This window comes from Cellulomonas gilvus ATCC 13127, from assembly GCF_000218545.1.
GTDB classification, from domain to species: domain Bacteria; phylum Actinomycetota; class Actinomycetes; order Actinomycetales; family Cellulomonadaceae; genus Cellulomonas; species Cellulomonas gilvus.
Genome location: NC_015671.1, coordinates 3,144,621 through 3,161,691, shown reverse-complemented (window position 1 = coordinate 3,161,691; position 17,071 = coordinate 3,144,621). Strand labels below are relative to the sequence as shown.

Below are 17,071 nucleotides of genomic sequence, written 5' to 3'. Positions count from 1 at the left end.
TTCCGGACCAGGAAGCGCTCGATGCCGGGATGGTCGTAGCGGTCCCCGTTCGAGCCTACCGAGGGGATTCGGATCGACTCGCGCCGCCGTGGACGGTCAGGCACCGAACGGGACTCCGTGAGCGGAGTCGTTGACGGTGCCCACCGCTGAGTTCCGCACGTCGTACCCTCCCGCCCAAGTGGCATTGACCGCCTGAGCCGGCTGGCGCCCACTCGAACAGCAGACCTGACTGGACGGCCTCGAGCCCCGATCCAGGCGCCCGCACTCCACCCCGAGAGCCACCGACGAGCACGCACGCACCCGCATCATCGAACTGCGCCAGAAGCTGACCGTCGCCGGACTGGTGCGGGCCGCGACCAGCGGGTGGTGATGAGCAGTTTCGGCTGGACGGCGCAGGCCATCATGACGCGCTACCAGCCGGGCGAGTTGCTCTGGGGTTGGGCCCCGGATCCGTCAGCCTCGTCGGTCGCGGCAACGGCCTCTTTGGGTCCGGCTGAGGGAGGCCGCAACACAAGCTTGGTCGAAGGAGTCTCCCTCGAGAAATCCAGCCAGTAGCCTTCGAATTGCGCAGGCGCGCGGACGGTGATCCTGTACGTGTCGCCTCCCTGGTGCCTGACCTGGACGAGGCGAGAGTCACCGACAGCGCTCTGGCCGACCGGCGCGAAGAAGACTTGGCCCGGGCTCGTTCGCATCGCCTCCATCAACGCATGTGCAACGCGTTCAACGGCGACGTTCAGGAGTACCTCGACATCGCCTGCGGGGTCTAAGTCGTACGCGCACCAGGCGGAGACGGCATCGATGACACCCGGGGAAGACGCTGCAGACCTCGCGGGCTCCGCTCCCTTGTCTCTGATGCCGAGAACGTCCTCCAAAGTGCCCTGTGGATGTGCCCACAAACCAGCGTCACGCCAGATCTCGAGCAACTTGTCCCGGCGCGCGCTGTGGCCGGCAGAACCGCCCATTGCTGTCGTCAACCAGCGACTACGGCTACGGCCATCAGCGGGGATGTCAGCCTTGTCTGCTCCCTGAAGCAGTGGTCGAAGGACTGTGCTAGTGCGGGCCGGTTCCGCCGCAAGCTCGGTCTCGTAGCGGGCGGTTACCTCCGGCCGCGCGTCCATTACGCGTTGGACTTCTGAGTCAAGCAGCGCGTCAAGGTCGACGATGCCTCTTACGTCAATTCCGAGCTTGCCGCAGATCTCGAACCACAGGGCCACTCCGCCACTGCCGCCACACTCGACGATCTCGGTCTGAGCGGCGACCTCCGGCGCCTGGCCGCGCTTGAGCGCCGTTGTGAGAGCGGCGATGTCGTGGGCGCCTTCGACCAGGACGGGCCGCGGCGCGAACGCCAGTTGGCTCACGAGAGTCGGATAGCGGACCAATGACGCGGTAACTCGCTGCGCCTGGACGGGGAGCACAGCCTCGCTCATTGCGAGCGGAGGTCTGCCCTGCTGAAAGTAGTAGACGCTTCCAAGATCCTCATGGCTCGTAGGCCGGATGACACTGGGTTCGTGCGTCACAATGAGAGCCCGCCTACCAGAGTCCCGGCACTCTCGGTTCAGTTCCGTGAGCCAAAGTCGGACCATCGATGGATGGAGGTGCAACTCAGGCTCGTCAACTACAAGGAGGGTCCAGTCCCTTCTGTATGCTGCGGAGAGAAGCACGACGAGTTCGCGGAGGCCATGCCCCTCGTCGCGAAGAAGTGAGTACTCGGCGTCGCCAACGCGCACATAGGGGTCCAGGAAGCCTGCGCTTTCGCGAAGGTCGATAGCGCGGCCTAGGGCGCGACGGACGAACGCCGCAACCCTGAGGGCGACCTCGGGTTGCTCTCTTAGCGCGTACAGATCATCGGTCGCGCTGCCCGCTGACCGCGAAACTTGTTGGATGTGCTGGCGCTGAGGCTCGCCTAGAGGCACGCCTTTGTAGGCCGACGGGACTGAGCCCCATCCATAGTCGTTGAAGGACATCAGCCCGGTAAGTCGGTCGGTTGAGAGCAGCCTCCCCCCCGTCGTGTCGGCAACCGCGCGGGCGGTGCGAGACTTTCCACTCCCGTTCCTGCCGACGAAGTACGTGACGGGCGTTTTCCACTTGGCAATTTGGAGGTACCCGGAAGCTGCTCCGCCCGAGAAGACTTGATCTTCGGTCAGCGCGACGGGCGGGGGCGGCGTCTCCACAGTCATGGGTCGATCATGCCGCGACGGCACCACCCAGACGGGCCGCTTGGACTGCAAACTGCTACCAGAGCCGCCGCCGCGGCCTTGCCGACCACCCGTACCCGTAGACGGCGAAGGGCCCGTCACCTACATCGCTGCAGGTCACGGGCGCTTCGGACGGCGGAGGATGGGGGATTCGAACCCCCGAGGGCTTTCACCCAACACGCTTTCCAAGCGTGCGCCATAGGCCACTAGGCGAATCCTCCAGACGCGTGCGCTGCCAGCCCCAGGCCGGCTCGTCCGCGTTGCGCGCAAGAGTCTAGCGGAGGATCGCGGGCCTCCCGAACCGTGCGGTGTGGGTCGTGTGTGGTGGGGTGCGGGCATGGTGGCGCGCAGCGGTCCGTGGAGCAGCCTGCCCGTGCGCCGGGTGCAGGCGCGGGAGGCGCCGGGCTCGTCGGACGAGGACGACGGCGCCGGCGCGGACTGGCACCGCGACGTGCCCGCGGTCCGGCAGGTGCTCGAGCAGGGGTGGGACCTGACGGCGGTCACGGTGCTGGTCGGGGACAACGGGGCGGGCAAGTCGACGCTGGTGGAGGGCGTCGCGGCGGCGTTCGGGCTGGGCGTGGAGGGCGGGACCACGGCGTCGACGCACCGGACGCACGCCACGGAGTCGGCGTTCGCGCGGGAGATCTCGCTGGTGCGGGGTGCCGGAGCGCCGCGACGCGGGTTCTTCCTGCGCGCGGAGACCATGCACGGGCACTACACGTACCTGGACGGCATCGGCAGCGGCGGGCTGCACGCGATGTCGCACGGCGAGTCGTTCCTGGAGCTGGTCGGCACGCGCATGCTCCACCCCGGCCTGTACGTGCTGGACGAGCCGGAGTCCGCACTGTCCTTCACGGGGTGCCTGGCGCTGCTGGAGCACCTGCACGGCCTGGTGCAGCAGGACTCGCAGGTGATCCTCTCGACGCACTCGCCCCTGCTCGCGGCGCTGCCGGGCGCGACGATCTACGAGGTCGGGCCGTGGGGGCTGCGGCAGGCGGCGTGGGAGGACCTCGAGCTCGTCGTCGGCTGGCGCGGGTTCCTGGACGCGCCCGAGCGGTACCTGCGGCACGTGCTGGGTGCCTGACGGGCTGCGTTAGGCTGAGCGGCAGACCCCTCGTGCGGCGTCATCTCGCTGAACCCCCCCAGGGCCGGAAGGCAGCAAGGGCAGGTGAGCTCTGGCGGGTGCACGGGGGGTCCTTTGCGTGCCGGGGCGCCGCAGCCCGTCAGCCCGGGCGCGCCGCGAGTGTGGGCGGCAGCGGGGGCCAGGGGAGTGACGCCGGCGCCCTGCCCTCGGCCGACGTGTAGTAGGCCCGCAGGAAGTCGTCGAGCGGTGGCGTGGGGATCAGCCAGGTGCCGTCGGGCTCGACGCCCGCGAGCCGGTCCTCCCGGACCGCCAGCGCGAGCAGGAGCAGGCCCGGGACGCGTGCGCCGCCGGGTCGCAGCGCGGGCTGCACGTAGGGCACGGGGAGCACGCGCGCGCCGCGCCGCTGGTAGAAGCGCAGGCGCGCGGTCGGGTCGCCGTGCGCCGGTGAGCCGGGGTGCACCGCCGGGTCCTCGACCTCGGCCACGACGAGCCACGGGTCCAGCTCCGCACGCCACGCCGCCACCGCGCCGTCCAGCAGCGCACCGCCCACGCCACCGCCCCGGCCGCCCGGCGCGACGGCCAGGTGCGCGAGCAGGAGCACGCCCTGCTCCGGGAACCACTCGCCGAGCGCGGCCCCGCGCAGCGCCCCGGCCTCCTCGGCGACCACCACGTGCAGGTGGCCCGCCGTGAGCTGGTGCTGCAGCACGGCCAGGTCGGCCAGCTCGTCGTCGGGGAAGGACGGGCGCAGCACGTCGGCATAGACCCGCGCGAGGTCGTCGGCGGAGGTGGTGGCGCGGACGTGCACGGTCACGACCCCCGCAGGGCCAGGCGCGTGAACGTCTGTGCGGCGCCGGCATCGCGCTTGAGGCGCCGCACCAGCAGGTCCAGCGCGGCGGCGTCGGGGACCACCGCGTGGAGCAGGTAGTCGTAGGCGCCCGTGACGTGCACGGCGTCGGTGACCTGCGGGAACTGCGTCGAGACCGCGGTGGTGAACGCCTCGTTGGTGGTCCCGTCCGCCAGCCGCACCTCCACGAACACCTCGAGCCCCGCGGACGACGAGCCGGCCGACGACCCCCGGACCACCGTGAACCCGCGGATCACGCCGTCCTCCTGCAGGCGCCGCACGCGCGCCGCGGTGGCGTTCGCGGACAGGCCGACCCGGGCGCCGAGCTCGCGGAACGGCAGCCGCGCGTCGGCCGTGAGCTCGCGCAGGATCGCCTCGTCGATCCGGTCCATGCCGACGAGTGTGTCAGTCCGCAGCGCATTGTGCGGCTGAGGCGCGGGCGTGGCGTCTTGAGACGCCGAATGACCGCGCGAATTGGTCGTGCGACAGCGGATGTCGCCGCCGCGCCTCGCGGCGAGCGCGGCGCAGGCCCGACGATGCGCGCATGACCACCACCGCCGTCCTCGCCGCGCTCGCCCTCGGCATCGTCGCGGGGCTGTCGGTCGCGGTGCCCGTCGGGCCGGTGGCGGTCCTGGTCGTGCGGGAGTCGCTGGTGCGCGGGCGGCCGGCCGGGCTCGCAGCGGCGGCCGGTGTCGCGACGGTGGACCTGCTCTACGCGGTGCTCGCTGTCCTGCTCGGGGCCCAGGTGACCCGGATGCTGTCCGGTCACGAGGACCAGCTGCGGGTGGGTGGTGCGGCTGTGCTCGCGGCGGTCGGGCTGGCCGGGGTGGTGCGGTGGTGGTTGGGCCGGGGCGCGAACGGCATCGGGCCGGCGGTTCGGGAGGACGGCGCCGCAGACCCGCGGCAGGTCCGGGTCTGGGCGCGGTTCGTCGTCGTGACCCTCCTCAACCCGGCGACCGCGCTGATCTTCGCGACCGTTGCCACCGGCCTGGCCGGGCAGCTGGGCACGGATCCGGGGGCCCTGGTGGCGTTCGCGGTCGGCGCGGGGGCCGCGTCGCTCGGCTGGCAGTGCGGGCTCGCGGTCGCGGGCGCGTGGGCCGGGGGACGGCTGGGCGCGCGGTGGCATGACTGGTCCGCGCCCGCGGGCTCGGGCCTCGTGGTGCTGCTCGCGGGATGGGTCGCGCTCGGGTGACCTCACGGGTGTGCGGAGGCGTCGTCGCGTGTGGGTCCCGGCGTCTAGGGTTCGGGGGGTGACGACAGCGCTGTACCGCCGCTACCGGCCGGAGACGTTCGCCGAGGTGATCGGCCAGGACCACGTCACCGCGCCGCTGCGGCAGGCGCTGCGCACGGGTCAGGTCAACCACGCCTACCTCTTCTCGGGACCGCGCGGCTGCGGCAAGACGACGAGCGCGCGCATCCTCGCGCGGATCCTGAACTGCGCGCAGAACACCGAGGCGTCGCCCACGGACACCCCGTGCGGCGTGTGCCCGTCATGCGTCGAGCTCGCGCGCGGCGGGCCGGGCAGCCTCGACGTCGTCGAGATCGACGCGGCGAGCCACGGTGGCGTCGACGACGCGCGTGAGCTGCGCGAGCGCGCCACGTTCGCCCCCGCACGGGACCGCTTCAAGATCTTCATCCTCGACGAGGCGCACATGGTGACGCCGCAGGGCTTCAACGCGCTGCTCAAGATCGTCGAGGAGCCGCCGCCCCACGTGAAGTTCGTGTTCGCGACGACGGAGCCGGACAAGGTCATCGGCACCATCCGCTCGCGCACCCACCACTACCCGTTCCGCCTGGTCCCGCCGGACGTGCTGCTGCCCTACCTCGAGCAGCTGTGCGACGCGGAGAGCGTGCCCGTGGGGGGCGGCGTCCTGCCGCTCGTGGTGCGGGCCGGCGGCGGCTCGGTGCGGGACACCCTGTCGGTGCTGGACCAGCTCATCGCGGGCTCCGACGAGGCCGGGCTCGAGTACGCGGGAGCCGCTGCGCTGCTCGGGTACACGCAGTCCTCCCTGCTGGACGACCTGGTGGACGCGATCGCCGCGCGTGACGGCGCCGCGGCGTTCCGTGTGGTCGAGCGCGTGATCTCGACCGGCCACGAGCCGCGACGGTTCGTCGAGGACCTGCTCGAGCGGTTGCGGGACCTCATCGTCATCGACGCCGCCGGGGACGCCGCCGGTGCCGCGCTGCGCGGCCTGCCGGAGGACCAGCTGGCCTCGATGCGCGTGCAGTCCGCGCGTCTGGGCGCCACCGAGCTGTCCCGGTCAGCGGATCTGGCGAACGCGGCCCTGACCGAGATGACCGGCGCCACGTCCCCGCGCCTGCACCTCGAGCTGCTCATGGCCCGGCTGCTGCTCCCCGCCGCCGACGACGCGAGCACCGGCCTGGCCGCGCGGCTCGACCGCCTGGAGCGTGGGCTGCCCGCGGGGCCGGCGCCCGTCGCCGCGCCCGCTGCGGCGTCGCCCGCGACCGCCGCCACCCCGGCTCCCGAACGCCCGAGCCTGGGCGGTGTCAGCGGTGCTGCCGCGGCGCGAGCCGCGCTCGCGGCGCACCGATCCGGCGGATCGGCGTCGAGCCCGGCGAGCCCGGATGCCGCGCGACCCGCGCCCCGCGACGACGCGGGAGCATCCGCCGCCGGACCGCTCGCCGCCCCCGCTCCGGCTGAGCCCGTCGCCTCCGTGCCCGCCGCCTCCGCGCCTGCCGTGGCCGCCGTCCCCGCCGGGCCGGCACCGACCACGTCCGCGCCCGTTCCCGCCGAGCCCGCACCTGCCGAGCCCGAGCCCGCACCTGCCGAGCCCGCGCCTGCACCCGCCGAGGCCGCGGACTCGGAGCCCGTGGTCGGCGGACCCGCGCCGACGGGTGCCGCCCGCGTGGTCGCGTCCGACGAGCCGGGTGGCCCCGACCGCACGACCGACGAGCAGACCACCGCCGACGCGGGCGCCATCCTTCCGGCCGATCCGGCTCTGGCGGACCCCGCCGTGGTCGGCGGCGAGGTGGCCGTGCCCGAGGCGGCGCGCGCCGCGCTCGACGCGCCGGTCGAGGACGCGCCGTTCGTCCCCGCACCCTCCGGGGTCTCGGGCGAGACCGAGACGCTGCGCCGACGCTGGCCCGAGGTGCTCGACACCGTGCGCTCGCTGCGCCGGGTCACGGGCGCGCTCGTCGACCCGAACAACGCCCAGGTCGCCGAGCTCGATGCGACCACGCTCCGGCTCGCGTTCACCACACCCGAGCTCGCGAACACGTTCCGCAACGGCCCGCACGCCGACGTGGTGGCCCGAGCGGTGCGCGAGACGCTCGGCTTCGACGTGCGCGTGGAGGCCTCCGCGGGCGAGGGCGGGGGCGGTCCGGCCGGCCACGGCTCGGCCGGACGTGCCCCTTCGCAGCGTCCCGCCGCACCGCGCTCCGGCTCGGGACCCGAGGTGCGCGCACCGTCCTCGCGTCCCGGCGCACCCTCGGGCCGGCCGGCGGCGACCCGCTCGTCGGACGACGACGACCAGGAGGGCCACCGGCGCGCGACCTCGTCGGCGCCGTCGGCCCCGGCACCCGGGGCTGCACCCGGCGGCGAGGCGCAAGCCGACCCCGACGGCTGGGTCCCGGGCGAGGAGCCCGAGGACCCGTGGGCGACGCCCGCACCGACGGAGCGCCACGCGCCCGCTGGCCGACCGTCGTCGACCGCGACAGACGGACCGGACCGGCCGGCCCGGCCCCAGGAGGCCCCGCGAGCCGCGCCCGCTGCGCCCGCTGCGCCCGCTGCGCGTGCCGTGCCGAGCGTGCCGGGCGTGATCAGCCCCGCTGACGCGGCCGCGTCCTGGGGCGACCCGGCGCCCGCGACGGCAGCACCGAGCCGTCCCGCCGCTGACGTCGAGCCGCCCGCGCACGACGAGCCCAAGGACGCGCCGGCCCCGGAGGCGCCGTCGTCGCACGGCGCGGGTCCGGACGTGACGGAGCAGCGACGCGTCCCGGCACCGACGACACCGGCCGCGGCGCCGGCCGAGCGCGTGCGCCCGCCCGTGCCTTCCGGACCCGAGTCGGCGTTCGCGCGGGCGCAGCGACTCGCGGCCGCGGCGGCCGCAGCCCCCCGGCCCGAGCCGGCCGCGGCACCGTCCGGCCCGCCGCCCGACCTGTACGACGACCTGTCGCCTGACGACCCGGACGTCGCGTCGTCGGGGCTGGTCGGTGCGCCGCTCGTCGCGCAGATCCTGGGCGGCACGGTCATCGACGAGCAGATCGACGACGGCCGGGTCTGACCGTCCGCGGCACGGCACACGGGTCCGCCGGCGCGTCGGCGCGGCCACGGCTCGCGCGGTGCCGTCGGGCCGGCAGGACGTAGGGTGGTCGTCGTGTACGAGGGCGCGGTCCAGGACCTGATCGACGAGCTCGGGCGGTTGCCCGGCGTCGGTCCCAAGAGTGCCCAGCGCATCGCGTTCCACCTGCTCGCGGCCGACCCGGCGGACGTCCGGCGGCTCGCTGACGCGCTCATCGAGGTCAAGGAGCGCGTCCAGTTCTGCGAGATCTGCGGCAACGTCGCGCAGGAGCCGCAGTGCCGCATCTGCCGTGACCCGCGGCGCTCGCCGACCGCTCTGTGCGTGGTCGAGGAGGCCAAGGACGTCGTCGCGATCGAGCGCACGCGCGAGTTCCGCGGGCGGTACCACGTGCTCGGCGGCGCCATCAACCCGATCGCGGGGGTCGGCCCGGACGACCTGCGCATCGCGCAGCTCATGCGCCGGCTGACGGACGGCACGGTCACCGAGGTGATCCTGGCCACGGACCCGAACGTCGAGGGTGAGGCGACCGCGACGTACCTCGCGCGGCTGCTGCTGCCCATGGGGCTGACGGTCAGCCGCCTCGCGTCGGGCCTGCCGGTGGGTGGGGACCTGGAGTACGCGGACGAGGTCACGCTGGGCCGGGCCTTCGAGGGCCGGCGCCTGCTGAGCGCGTGACGCGCGCGGGCACGACGAGGGGAGCGACCATGACCAGCACGGCGGACGAGGGTCTGCAGGAGATCGCCGACGCGGTGGCCGCGGAGTCGCGGCGGTACCTGACGACGGTGACGGAGGTCGCGGCGGGTGCCAACCCGGAGGCCGCGCTGCCGCTGCTGCTGCTCGCGGTCTCGGACGTGCTCGCGGTCGGGGCGCGGCTCGGTGCCACCACGGACGTGGTGCCCGCCGAGCGGTTCGAGCCGGACCTGGGGCCCGACCCGGACGTGGACCCGCTGCGTGCGGGGCTCGCCAACGCGTTCGAGGGAGTCGACGAGTACCTCGAGGTGGTGGACCCGCTCCTGGACCCGGACGTCGAGCCCGCGACCATCTCGGGCGACCTCGTCGCGATCGCCGGTGCGCTCGCGCAGGGACTGCGGCACCACCAGGCCGGGGGCGTGCTCGAGGCGCTGTGGTGGTGGCAGTTCTCCTACCTGTCCGACTGGGGCGAGCGCGCGTCCAGCACGCTGCGCACGCTGCAGGTCATGCTCGCCCACCTGCGGCTGGACGTGGCCGACGACGTGGCGGCCGAGGCGGAGTACGACGCGCTGCAGCCCTGACGGGCACACCGCGGGAGCGGGTGCCCGTCAGGCGCCGCTACGCGACGCGGGTCCCGCGCGCGAGCTTGCGCTGCGGGACGGTCAGTCGACGGACCGCGACGACGTACCCCGCGGCACCGAGCAGCAGGTTCCCGGCCAACCCCCACGGCCACACGGGGGCGGTGCTCAGCACCTCCCGCTCGCGTCCGGTGTCGTCGAGCCAGCACTCGTCGACCACGGCTGCGGCGCCGTCGCGCGCGTCGCGGACGGCGTAGCGGATGCCGGCCAGGACGTCCCCGTCGGCGATCGTCGCCTCGGAGGACGCCGGCGAGGTCCCGGCGCCGTCGGCGACGATCACGAACGGGTTGATCGCGAGCAGCCACCACGTGCGCTCGGTGTGGGCGACGTCTCGCAGCTCCTCGCGCGTCTCGCACCCGACGTCGCCGATCATCGAGCCGTCCCAGTCCGGTGGCGTGGTGTAGACGCGCGCGGTCTCGGTGGCGGTGACGGACGGGTAGGTCAGGCCGAACAGGATCAGCGACAGGAACGCGAGCGCGGCGACGCTGACGAACGTGAGCACCGTGGACCCGGCAGTCCGGGACACCAGCGCGGACAGCCCGAGTCCGATGCCGCACACCGCGACCAGCAGCCCTGCGATGAGCAGCACCACGAACAGCAGCGAGCGCCAGGGCGTCGGCCCGGCACCGGTGGCGAGCGCGAGGAACGGGACGCTGACCACCAGGAACGCGCACGACGCGACCCAGGCGGCCAGGAGCTTGCCGAGCGCGATCTCGGCGGGTGTCAGGAGCGTGACCTGGAGCGTGGCGAGCGTGCCGGCGTTGCGGTCACCGTTGACGGCGGTGGACGTGAGTGTGGGCGTGACCAGCAGGCCCAGCCCGAGCACCAGAAAGGTCACCGCGCTGAACAGCGTCGGGCCACGGCTCGTCGAACCGCCGTCGTCGTCGTAGCCCATGAGCGAGGAGACCGCGCCGAACAGCATCAGCGTGAGCGCGCCGAGCACGACGAAGTACACCGCGAGCGCGATCAGCCAGCGCGTGGACCGCACGCGCTGGCGGAGCTCCAGCGCGGCGACGGTGCGCACGCCGTGCCAGCTCAGGCCCCAGGTGCCGCGCGCCGCGGCGGGTGCCGGGCTCTGCTCGACCGTCGTCATCGTCGCTCCTCCTCGAGGGCCAGGTAGGCCCGCTCCAACGCGCCGGTCGCGGGTGCGGCCTGCACCAGCGGGACCTGCGCGGCCACCGCGTCCTTGATGAGCGTGGCGGCCCCCTGCTCGCCGTCCACGTCGATCAGGACCCCGCCGGGTCCGTCGCCGGGTGCCTGCGCCGACTCGTCGTCCGGACGCCAGGCGGCGCCCACGGAGGTCAGCCAGGTGGTGAGCGCGGCGTAGGACAGCGCGCCGACGTGCCACGTGCGCCGGCTGCCGGCACCGGTGGCGCCGACGTCGCCGGTCTGCACGGTGCGCCCGCGTGAGACGAAGACGACGTCGTCGGACATCTCCTCGAGCTCGGACAGGATGTGGCTCGAGACCAGCACGGTCTTGCCCTGCTCGGCGAGCGAGCGCAGCAGCACGCGCAGGTCGACGCGCGAGCGCGGGTCCAGCCCGGACGCGGGTTCGTCGAGCAGCAGCACCTGCGGGTCGTGCACCAGCGCGCGGGCCAGGCCGAGGCGCTGCTTCTGCCCGCGCGAGAGCACCGACGCGGGACGGTTCGCGTACTCGCCGAGGTGCACGGTCGCGAGCAGCGCGTCGACGCGGGTGCGCGCGAGGGCGGCGGGCAGGCGGTAGGCGGCCGCGAACGTCAGCAGCACCTCCCGCACGGTCAGCGAGTCCCACGTGCCGAACGTGTCCGGCATCCAGCCGGTGACCGCACGCGCCGCGGGTCCGTCCGCGACCGGGTCGTGCCCCGCGATGGTGACGCGTCCCGTGTCCGGCACGAGCAGGCCCGCGAGGACCAGCAGCAGCGTGGTCTTCCCGGAGCCGTTCGGCCCGACGAGCGCGGTGACCGCACCGGGCCGTGCGGTCAGGTCCATCCCCGCCAGCGCGTGCACCGCGCCGAAGCTCCGGTGCACCCCCTGCACGACGATGCCGCCCGCCGCCGCGGTGGCGACCTCCGGTCCGGATCTCTGACTCACCACGTCGTCCATGGCGACGACCGTAGCGACCCGGCGCCGGGGCGACGTCCGTCCGCGGGATGAGATCGCCCGAGCGCGGCGGTTCGTCCGAGACCCCCCGGTTTGCGGAGCGCGGACAGGGTGATTTCGAGGCCGACCGCACCCTCGCCGTTGCCGCCCGCCCCACCGGGCCCGACGATGGCTCGATGCGGGGGACCAGGGGCGGCGCCGCCGACGGTGACGGCGCGACGTCGCGCCTGCCGGCCGACGCGCTGCTGCGGGCGATGCCGGACGCGATCGTCATCTGCTCGCCGGACGGCGTGATCGTCGAGGTCAACGACCAGGTGCGTGCGCTGCTCGGGTACGAGCGCAGCGAGGTCGTGGGGCGGGCCGTGGAGATGCTCGTGCCCGACGCCTTCACGGCCGCGCACCGGGGGCACCGTGCCCGGTACACCGCGGCCGCCCACGCGCAGCCCATGATCACCGGACCCGGCATCTCCGCGCGGCACAAGGACGGCCGGGACGTCCCGGTGGAGGTCAACCTCGCGGCCGCCGAGCTGGACTCCGGCTCGGTCGTCGTCGCCTCGGTCCGCGACGCGTCCCAGGTGCGTGCCGCCGAGGCGAGGATGCGCGACTCGCTCGACCTGGTCACCGGCATCCTGTCGGCCGCGACCCAGCAGGCGGTCATCGCGACCGACCTCGAGGGCCGGATCGAGACGTTCTCGCGCGGGGCCGAGCTGCTGCTCGGCTACACCGCGGACGAGGTCCTGGGGCAGCGCACGGACATGCTGCGCGCGCCGGGGGCCGACGTGAGCGGCACGTGGGGCGTGCCCGCGGACTCGCACACGCGGGACCGGGTGGCCGCGCTCGTGCAGTCCGGGGTCGCGACGACGCGCGCGTGGCAGCTGCGCGCGAAGTCCGGCGAGCTCCGTGAGGTGCTGCTGTCCGTGACGGTGCGCCAGGCGGGCGGCGTCCCGGCGGGCCTCATCCTGGTCGCGACCGACCAGGCCGAGCGCCGGGCGCGGGACGCCGCGCTCGCGGCGAGCGAGGAGCGGTTCCGCCTCGCGTTCGTGAACGCCCCGATCGGCGTGGGGCTCGTGAGCATCGAGGCGCCCACGACCGGCCGCGTGCTGCAGGTCAACCCCGCGCTCGAGGCGTTGCTCGGCTACTCGGCGGCCGAGCTCACGGGCACGACGGTGGCCCGGCTCGCGCACCCGGAGGACCTGCCGCTGGTGGCCGCGACGCTCGAGCGCCTCATGCTGGGCGAGCCGGTGACCGAGCTGATCGAGCACCGGTTCCTGCGCGCCGACGGGCGCACGGTGTGGGCCCAGGTGTCGCTGGCCTCGGTCATGCCGGACCAGCAGGGTGGCGGCGCGTACGTCGTCGCGATGCTCACGGACGTCACGGCGCGGCGCGAGGCCGAGGCCGAGCTCATGTTCAACGCGCTGCACGACGGTCTCACCGGTCTGCCCAACCGTGCGCTGATCACCGAGCACCTGGCCGGTGCTCTCAACCGGGCCCGGCACTCGGGGACGGACGTCGGTCTGCTGTACGTCGACCTGGACAACTTCAAGGACGTCAACGACTCGCTGGGTCACGCCGCGGGAGACGAGCTGCTGGTCGAGGTCGGGCGCCGGCTGGCGGGGGCGCTCGAGGACCAGGAGCTCGCGGGCCGGCTCGGGGGCGACGAGTTCGTCGTCGTGAGCGAGGACGTGCGCACGGTCGAGGAGCTCACCGCGGTCGCCGACCGCGTGGCGCGTGCGCTGGCCATCCAGCTGCCGCTGGCGGGGCAGATGGTCACCGCGTCCGCGAGCATCGGCATCGCCCGGCGCACGTCGCCGCACACCACGGCCGAGGACCTGCTGCGGGAGGCGGACATCGCGATGTACCGCGCCAAGGCCAACGGCCGCGCCCGGTACGAGTTCGCCGATCCGGGGCTGCAGGTGCGTGCGCTGCGGCAGATCGAGCTCGAGGCCGACCTGCGCGCGACGCTCGCGGTGCAGTGGCCGCCGAGCAGCGCCGACGCGGGGGAGGACCGCCCCGCCGCCGCGGTCCGCATCCCCGAGAAGGGCCGGCTGTTCCTGGACTACCAGCCGTGCTTCGACGCGCGTGACGGCCGCCTGATCGCGTGCGAGGCGCTGCTGCGATGGGAGCACCCCACGCTCGGCGTGCTCGCGCCCGGTCAGTTCCTCGACGTCGCGGAGGACCGTGCGCTGATGTCCCCGCTGGGCTCGTGGGTGCTCGAGGAGGCGGCCGAGCAGGCCGCGCGGTGGTACGCGCAGCACGGCGAGCTGGCACCCGAGATGTGGGTCAACGTCTCGGCGGCCCAGATGGGCCGGCACGCGTTCTCGCAGACCGTCGCCGACGTGCTCGCACGTACGGGCCTGCCCGCGCACCTGCTGTGCGTCGAGCTCACGGAGCGGCACGCGCTGTCCTCGGCGCCCGACGTGCTCGAGGACCTGTGCGCGCTGCCCGCGATCGGGGTGCGTCTGGCGATCGACGACTTCGGCACGGGCTACGCGGGGCTCGAGTACCTGCGTCGGCTGCCCGCGTCCACGCTCAAGGTCGACGCGTCCTACGTGGCCGCGATCGGCCGCGACCGGGCCGGTGCCGCGCTCGTGTCGACGGTCGTCAACCTCGGTCACGCGCTCGACCTGACGGTCGTCGCCGAGGGTGTCGAGACGGCCGCGCAGCGCGAGGCCGTGACCGCGCTGGGCGCCGACATCCTGCAGGGGTTCCACCTGGGACGGCCCGGCCCGCCCGCACGGATCGACCAGCTCCTGGCCGAGCTCGCGGTGCCGCAGCACTGAGCGGGTGCCGCCGTTCGGGCTGCTGACGTAACGGACAACTTGGTAGGGTTCCGACGCCGACGACGAGGGGGATGCGTGGACCAGGCGATGCCACAGGCGCTGGACGCACTGCGGGCCGAGACCGAGGCCGCCGCGGCGCCGTTCCTCCGGGGGCCGGCTGGTCCGGCGACGGGCCGTGACTCGACCGGCCGGGTCGAGGCGACCCTGAGCCGCGAGGGCCGGGTCCAGGCGGTGCGGATCCACGTCGCGTGGGCCGAGGACCTCGAGCCGGTCGCGCTGGGGGCCGCCGTGATGGAGGCGCTGCAGGGTGCCGCGAACGAGCGTGCCCGGGCGTGGGGCGACGCGGCCGTGGGCCAGGAGGCCGCCGTCGACGCGCTCGGGGTCCAGGCGGTCTCGGCGCACGCCGCTCCCGCGCCGACCGAGCAGCCCTCGGGGGTCCCTCGTCCGCCCGACGCCGCGACGTTCGACCGGATCCGTCAGGCGCTCCTCGCGGGGCGCGACAGCGTGCCGCCGGAGATGCTGCAGGCCATGGTCCGGCAGCTGCGCGAGCTCAACGACTCGATCGACGGCGTGCGCCAGCAGGTCACCGCGTCGGTGACGGCGGGCTTCGTCGGGCACAGCCCCGACCGGCACGTCGAGGCGACCGTGAACGGTGCGGGCGACCCGACGAGCATCCGGTACGACGAGCGTTGGCTCGCGGGCGCGCACGCGTCCAACATCGCGCACCAGACGCTCGAGGCGCTGCGCGCCGCGGGGCGCGCCGCGGCCGGGCACGATCCGACGAGCATCATCGCGAGCAGCGCGATCGGGCGGGTGTCCGCGCTCCTCGAGGACCCCGAGCGGTTCGTCGCGAACCTCGACCTGCCGTCGGCGCGCACGCCGGACGTCCGCTGACCACCGACCCGCTCACCGCACCGACCCGACCCAGGAGGACAGCGTGGACCTGACCATCGCCCTGGAGGCGCTCGACGAGGACGCGGGGCAGTGGCACGCCCTGTCGGGTGTGCTCGGCACGTCCGCGACCGCGGCCGCCGGCCTGACCGCGTCGGACACCGCGATGTCCTGGGCGGCCCTGCAGACCGGCCTGTACGACACGTACACGAATGGCGTGACCCGGATCGCCGAGCTCCTGAACCAGGGCCGGGACGAGACCGACCTGATCGGCGACACGCTGACCCAGGTGCGCGAGGCGTACCTCGCCAGCGAGGAGCGGGCGCGCAGCACGTTCTCGGGCATGTGGACGCCACGCGAGTGACCCCCTGACCCCACCGGCAGGCCGCCGGCCACCACCAGCCCGACCACGAGACAGCCACGACGGGGGACGACGACCATGGACGCACAGGCGCTTCTCGACGAGATCGAACGACTCGTCAACCGGATCGAACAGCTCGTCGACGAGCTGTACGGCGCCGTCCGGAACATCCTCGAGCAGATCCCGGGCTGGCTCGGCTGGGTCCGCGACCGCCTGCTGGACGCGTGGGACTACCTGTGCGAGAAGCTGCAGCCGCTGTGGGACTGGATAGCGAAGTACTTCTCGAAGCCCGGCTTCCCGTGGGACCTGCAGAGTCTCGCGGGGCGGTGGACGTCCGAGGTCGGCGGCCCCGTCGGTGGCCAGGCGACCGTCGCGGACGCCGGGACGCTGCTCGCCGACGACGTCTGGGTGGGCGTGGCCGCCGACCGGTACAAGCAGGCGCTCGCTCCGCAGCGTGCGGCGATCGCCGCCGCGAAGTCCGCGCTCGCGGACGGCATGAGCAAGGCGCTGAGCGGCCTGGCGACCGCGCTGTGGGTCGAGTTCGGGGTGATCGCGGGCGGCCTGGCCACGCTGGTCGGCTGCATCATCGGCGCGATCGCGAGCACGTCCACCGTGTTCGGTGCGCCCGCCGGCCCGTTCATCGCTGCCGCCGGCGTGGTCGTGTTCCTGACGGCCGCGACGGGCGCCGGGTTCGTGCTCAGCAACGCCGCGACCAACTCCAAGCTCGACATCGAGCGCGCCCTGGCCGACCCCGCGTTCGGCTCCGGGAAGTGGCCGAAGGCCGTCGTCTCGTGACCGTGCCCCCGCTGCCGGCGGGCCGTCGGCGCGCGGTGGTGGTGATGGCCTGGCTCGTCGTGCTGGTCCTCGCGCTCGCCGCCGTGCTGTTCGGGAGCCTCGCCGCCTCCGGGAGCGTCGACGGCACGTCGGGGGTTCTGGCCGCGGGGGTCGCCGCGGCCGCCGTCGTCGCGGCGCTCAGCGCGGTCTCGGTGCAGCGTCCGCACTCCACCAGCCCGTGGCTCGCGGCCGTGCCGGTGCCCGCGGCCGTCGCCGTGGCGGTGCTGACCTTCGTCGCGCTCGTGGTCGCGACCGTGACGATCGACGGCGCATCACCCGCGCTGCTGCTGGTCGCGCTGATGTTCGGCGTCGCCCTGGTGGTCGTCGCGGCGGCCAACCGCACCGCACGCCGCAGGATCGCGGCCGCGGAGCAGCTGCCCACATCCTGAGCACGATGGACACCACCGGGCGGC

The 17,071-nt window shown here is 74.1% G+C and carries 15 protein-coding genes, 1 tRNA gene and 1 other RNA gene; 11 read left to right on the top strand and 6 right to left on the bottom strand.

The features are described from left to right. Window positions 1-410: 410 nt before the first annotated feature. Both CELGI_RS14435 and CELGI_RS14430 read right to left on the bottom strand, forming a co-directional pair. Window positions 411-2,177 (bottom strand): AAA family ATPase, encoded by a 1,767-nt coding sequence (locus CELGI_RS14435; RefSeq protein WP_013884873.1) that lies wholly within the window; start codon window positions 2,175-2,177, stop codon window positions 411-413. A 154-nt stretch (window positions 2,178-2,331) separates the two neighbouring features. Next, window positions 2,332-2,416: transfer RNA gene (locus CELGI_RS14430), tRNA-Ser, on the bottom strand. A 116-nt stretch (window positions 2,417-2,532) separates the two neighbouring features. Here CELGI_RS14430 and CELGI_RS14425 point away from each other — a divergent pair. Continuing rightward, entirely contained in the window at window positions 2,533-3,279 is a 747-nt protein-coding gene (locus CELGI_RS14425) for an AAA family ATPase (RefSeq protein ID WP_013884872.1), read from the top strand. Between the two features lie 21 nt (window positions 3,280-3,300). Then, window positions 3,301-3,397: signal recognition particle sRNA small type (gene ffs, locus CELGI_RS16665), an RNA gene on the top strand. Window positions 3,398-3,418: 21 nt separating this feature from the next. Here the strand turns inward: ffs and CELGI_RS14420 are convergent. After that, on the bottom strand, window positions 3,419-4,084 hold the full coding sequence (locus tag CELGI_RS14420; RefSeq protein WP_169315160.1) for a GNAT family N-acetyltransferase: 666 nt from the start codon (window positions 4,082-4,084) through the stop codon (window positions 3,419-3,421). 2 nt (window positions 4,085-4,086) lie between these two features. After that, on the bottom strand, window positions 4,087-4,515 hold the full coding sequence (locus CELGI_RS14415) for an Lrp/AsnC family transcriptional regulator (protein ID WP_013884870.1): 429 nt from the start codon (window positions 4,513-4,515) through the stop codon (window positions 4,087-4,089). Window positions 4,516-4,667: 152 nt separating this feature from the next. On the opposite strand from CELGI_RS14415, the gene CELGI_RS14410 reads away from it, so the two are divergent. The 4 genes from CELGI_RS14410 to CELGI_RS14395 all read left to right on the top strand — a co-directional run bounded on the left by CELGI_RS14410 (window position 4,668) and on the right by CELGI_RS14395 (window position 9,656). Next, window positions 4,668-5,315, top strand: a complete 648-nt coding sequence (locus tag CELGI_RS14410) for a LysE family transporter (RefSeq protein WP_013884869.1) — start codon at window positions 4,668-4,670, stop codon at window positions 5,313-5,315. Window positions 5,316-5,373: 58 nt separating this feature from the next. After that, a complete protein-coding gene (locus tag CELGI_RS14405; RefSeq protein ID WP_041574219.1) occupies window positions 5,374-8,367 on the top strand; it encodes a DNA polymerase III subunit gamma and tau in 2,994 nt (997 codons plus the stop codon). Window positions 8,368-8,460: 93 nt separating this feature from the next. After that, window positions 8,461-9,060 carry a recombination mediator RecR gene (gene recR / locus CELGI_RS14400; RefSeq protein ID WP_041574806.1) on the top strand — a complete coding sequence of 200 codons (600 nt, stop codon included), beginning with the start codon at window positions 8,461-8,463 and terminating at the stop codon, window positions 9,058-9,060. Window positions 9,061-9,089: 29 nt separating this feature from the next. Continuing rightward, the gene (locus tag CELGI_RS14395; RefSeq protein WP_013884866.1) at window positions 9,090-9,656 is read left to right on the top strand and encodes a DUF5063 domain-containing protein; all 567 of its coding nucleotides are present in this window, start codon (window positions 9,090-9,092) and stop codon (window positions 9,654-9,656) included. Window positions 9,657-9,693: 37 nt separating this feature from the next. On the opposite strand, the gene CELGI_RS14390 is transcribed toward CELGI_RS14395, so the two are convergent. Together CELGI_RS14390 and CELGI_RS14385 are read right to left on the bottom strand one after the other, a co-directional pair. Beyond that, window positions 9,694-10,806 carry an ABC transporter permease gene (locus CELGI_RS14390; protein WP_013884865.1) on the bottom strand — a complete coding sequence of 371 codons (1,113 nt, stop codon included), beginning with the start codon at window positions 10,804-10,806 and terminating at the stop codon, window positions 9,694-9,696. After that, complete coding sequence (locus CELGI_RS14385) at window positions 10,803-11,795, bottom strand: ABC transporter ATP-binding protein (RefSeq protein WP_013884864.1); 993 nt, start codon at window positions 11,793-11,795, stop codon at window positions 10,803-10,805. The genes CELGI_RS14390 and CELGI_RS14385 overlap by 4 nt, the downstream gene beginning before the upstream one ends. 173 nt (window positions 11,796-11,968) lie before the next feature. Between CELGI_RS14385 and CELGI_RS14380 the strand changes: the two genes are divergently transcribed. The 5 genes from CELGI_RS14380 to CELGI_RS14360 all read left to right on the top strand — a co-directional run bounded on the left by CELGI_RS14380 (window position 11,969) and on the right by CELGI_RS14360 (window position 17,047). Beyond that, window positions 11,969-14,572 carry a sensor domain-containing protein gene (locus CELGI_RS14380; RefSeq protein WP_169315159.1) on the top strand — a complete coding sequence of 868 codons (2,604 nt, stop codon included), beginning with the start codon at window positions 11,969-11,971 and terminating at the stop codon, window positions 14,570-14,572. Window positions 14,573-14,659: 87 nt separating this feature from the next. Further along, window positions 14,660-15,466, top strand: coding sequence for a hypothetical protein (locus tag CELGI_RS14375; protein ID WP_150104756.1), 807 nt, complete (start codon window positions 14,660-14,662; stop codon window positions 15,464-15,466). A gap of 43 nt (window positions 15,467-15,509) precedes the next feature. Further along, entirely contained in the window at window positions 15,510-15,827 is a 318-nt protein-coding gene (locus tag CELGI_RS14370; protein ID WP_013884861.1) for a hypothetical protein, read from the top strand. Between the two features lie 75 nt (window positions 15,828-15,902). Next, window positions 15,903-16,619: a hypothetical protein gene (locus CELGI_RS14365; protein ID WP_013884860.1), complete on the top strand. Its 717-nt coding sequence runs from the start codon at window positions 15,903-15,905 to the stop codon at window positions 16,617-16,619. Beyond that, window positions 16,616-17,047: a hypothetical protein gene (locus CELGI_RS14360; RefSeq protein ID WP_013884859.1), complete on the top strand. Its 432-nt coding sequence runs from the start codon at window positions 16,616-16,618 to the stop codon at window positions 17,045-17,047. The genes CELGI_RS14365 and CELGI_RS14360 overlap by 4 nt, the downstream gene beginning before the upstream one ends. Window positions 17,048-17,071: the final 24 nt, after the last annotated feature.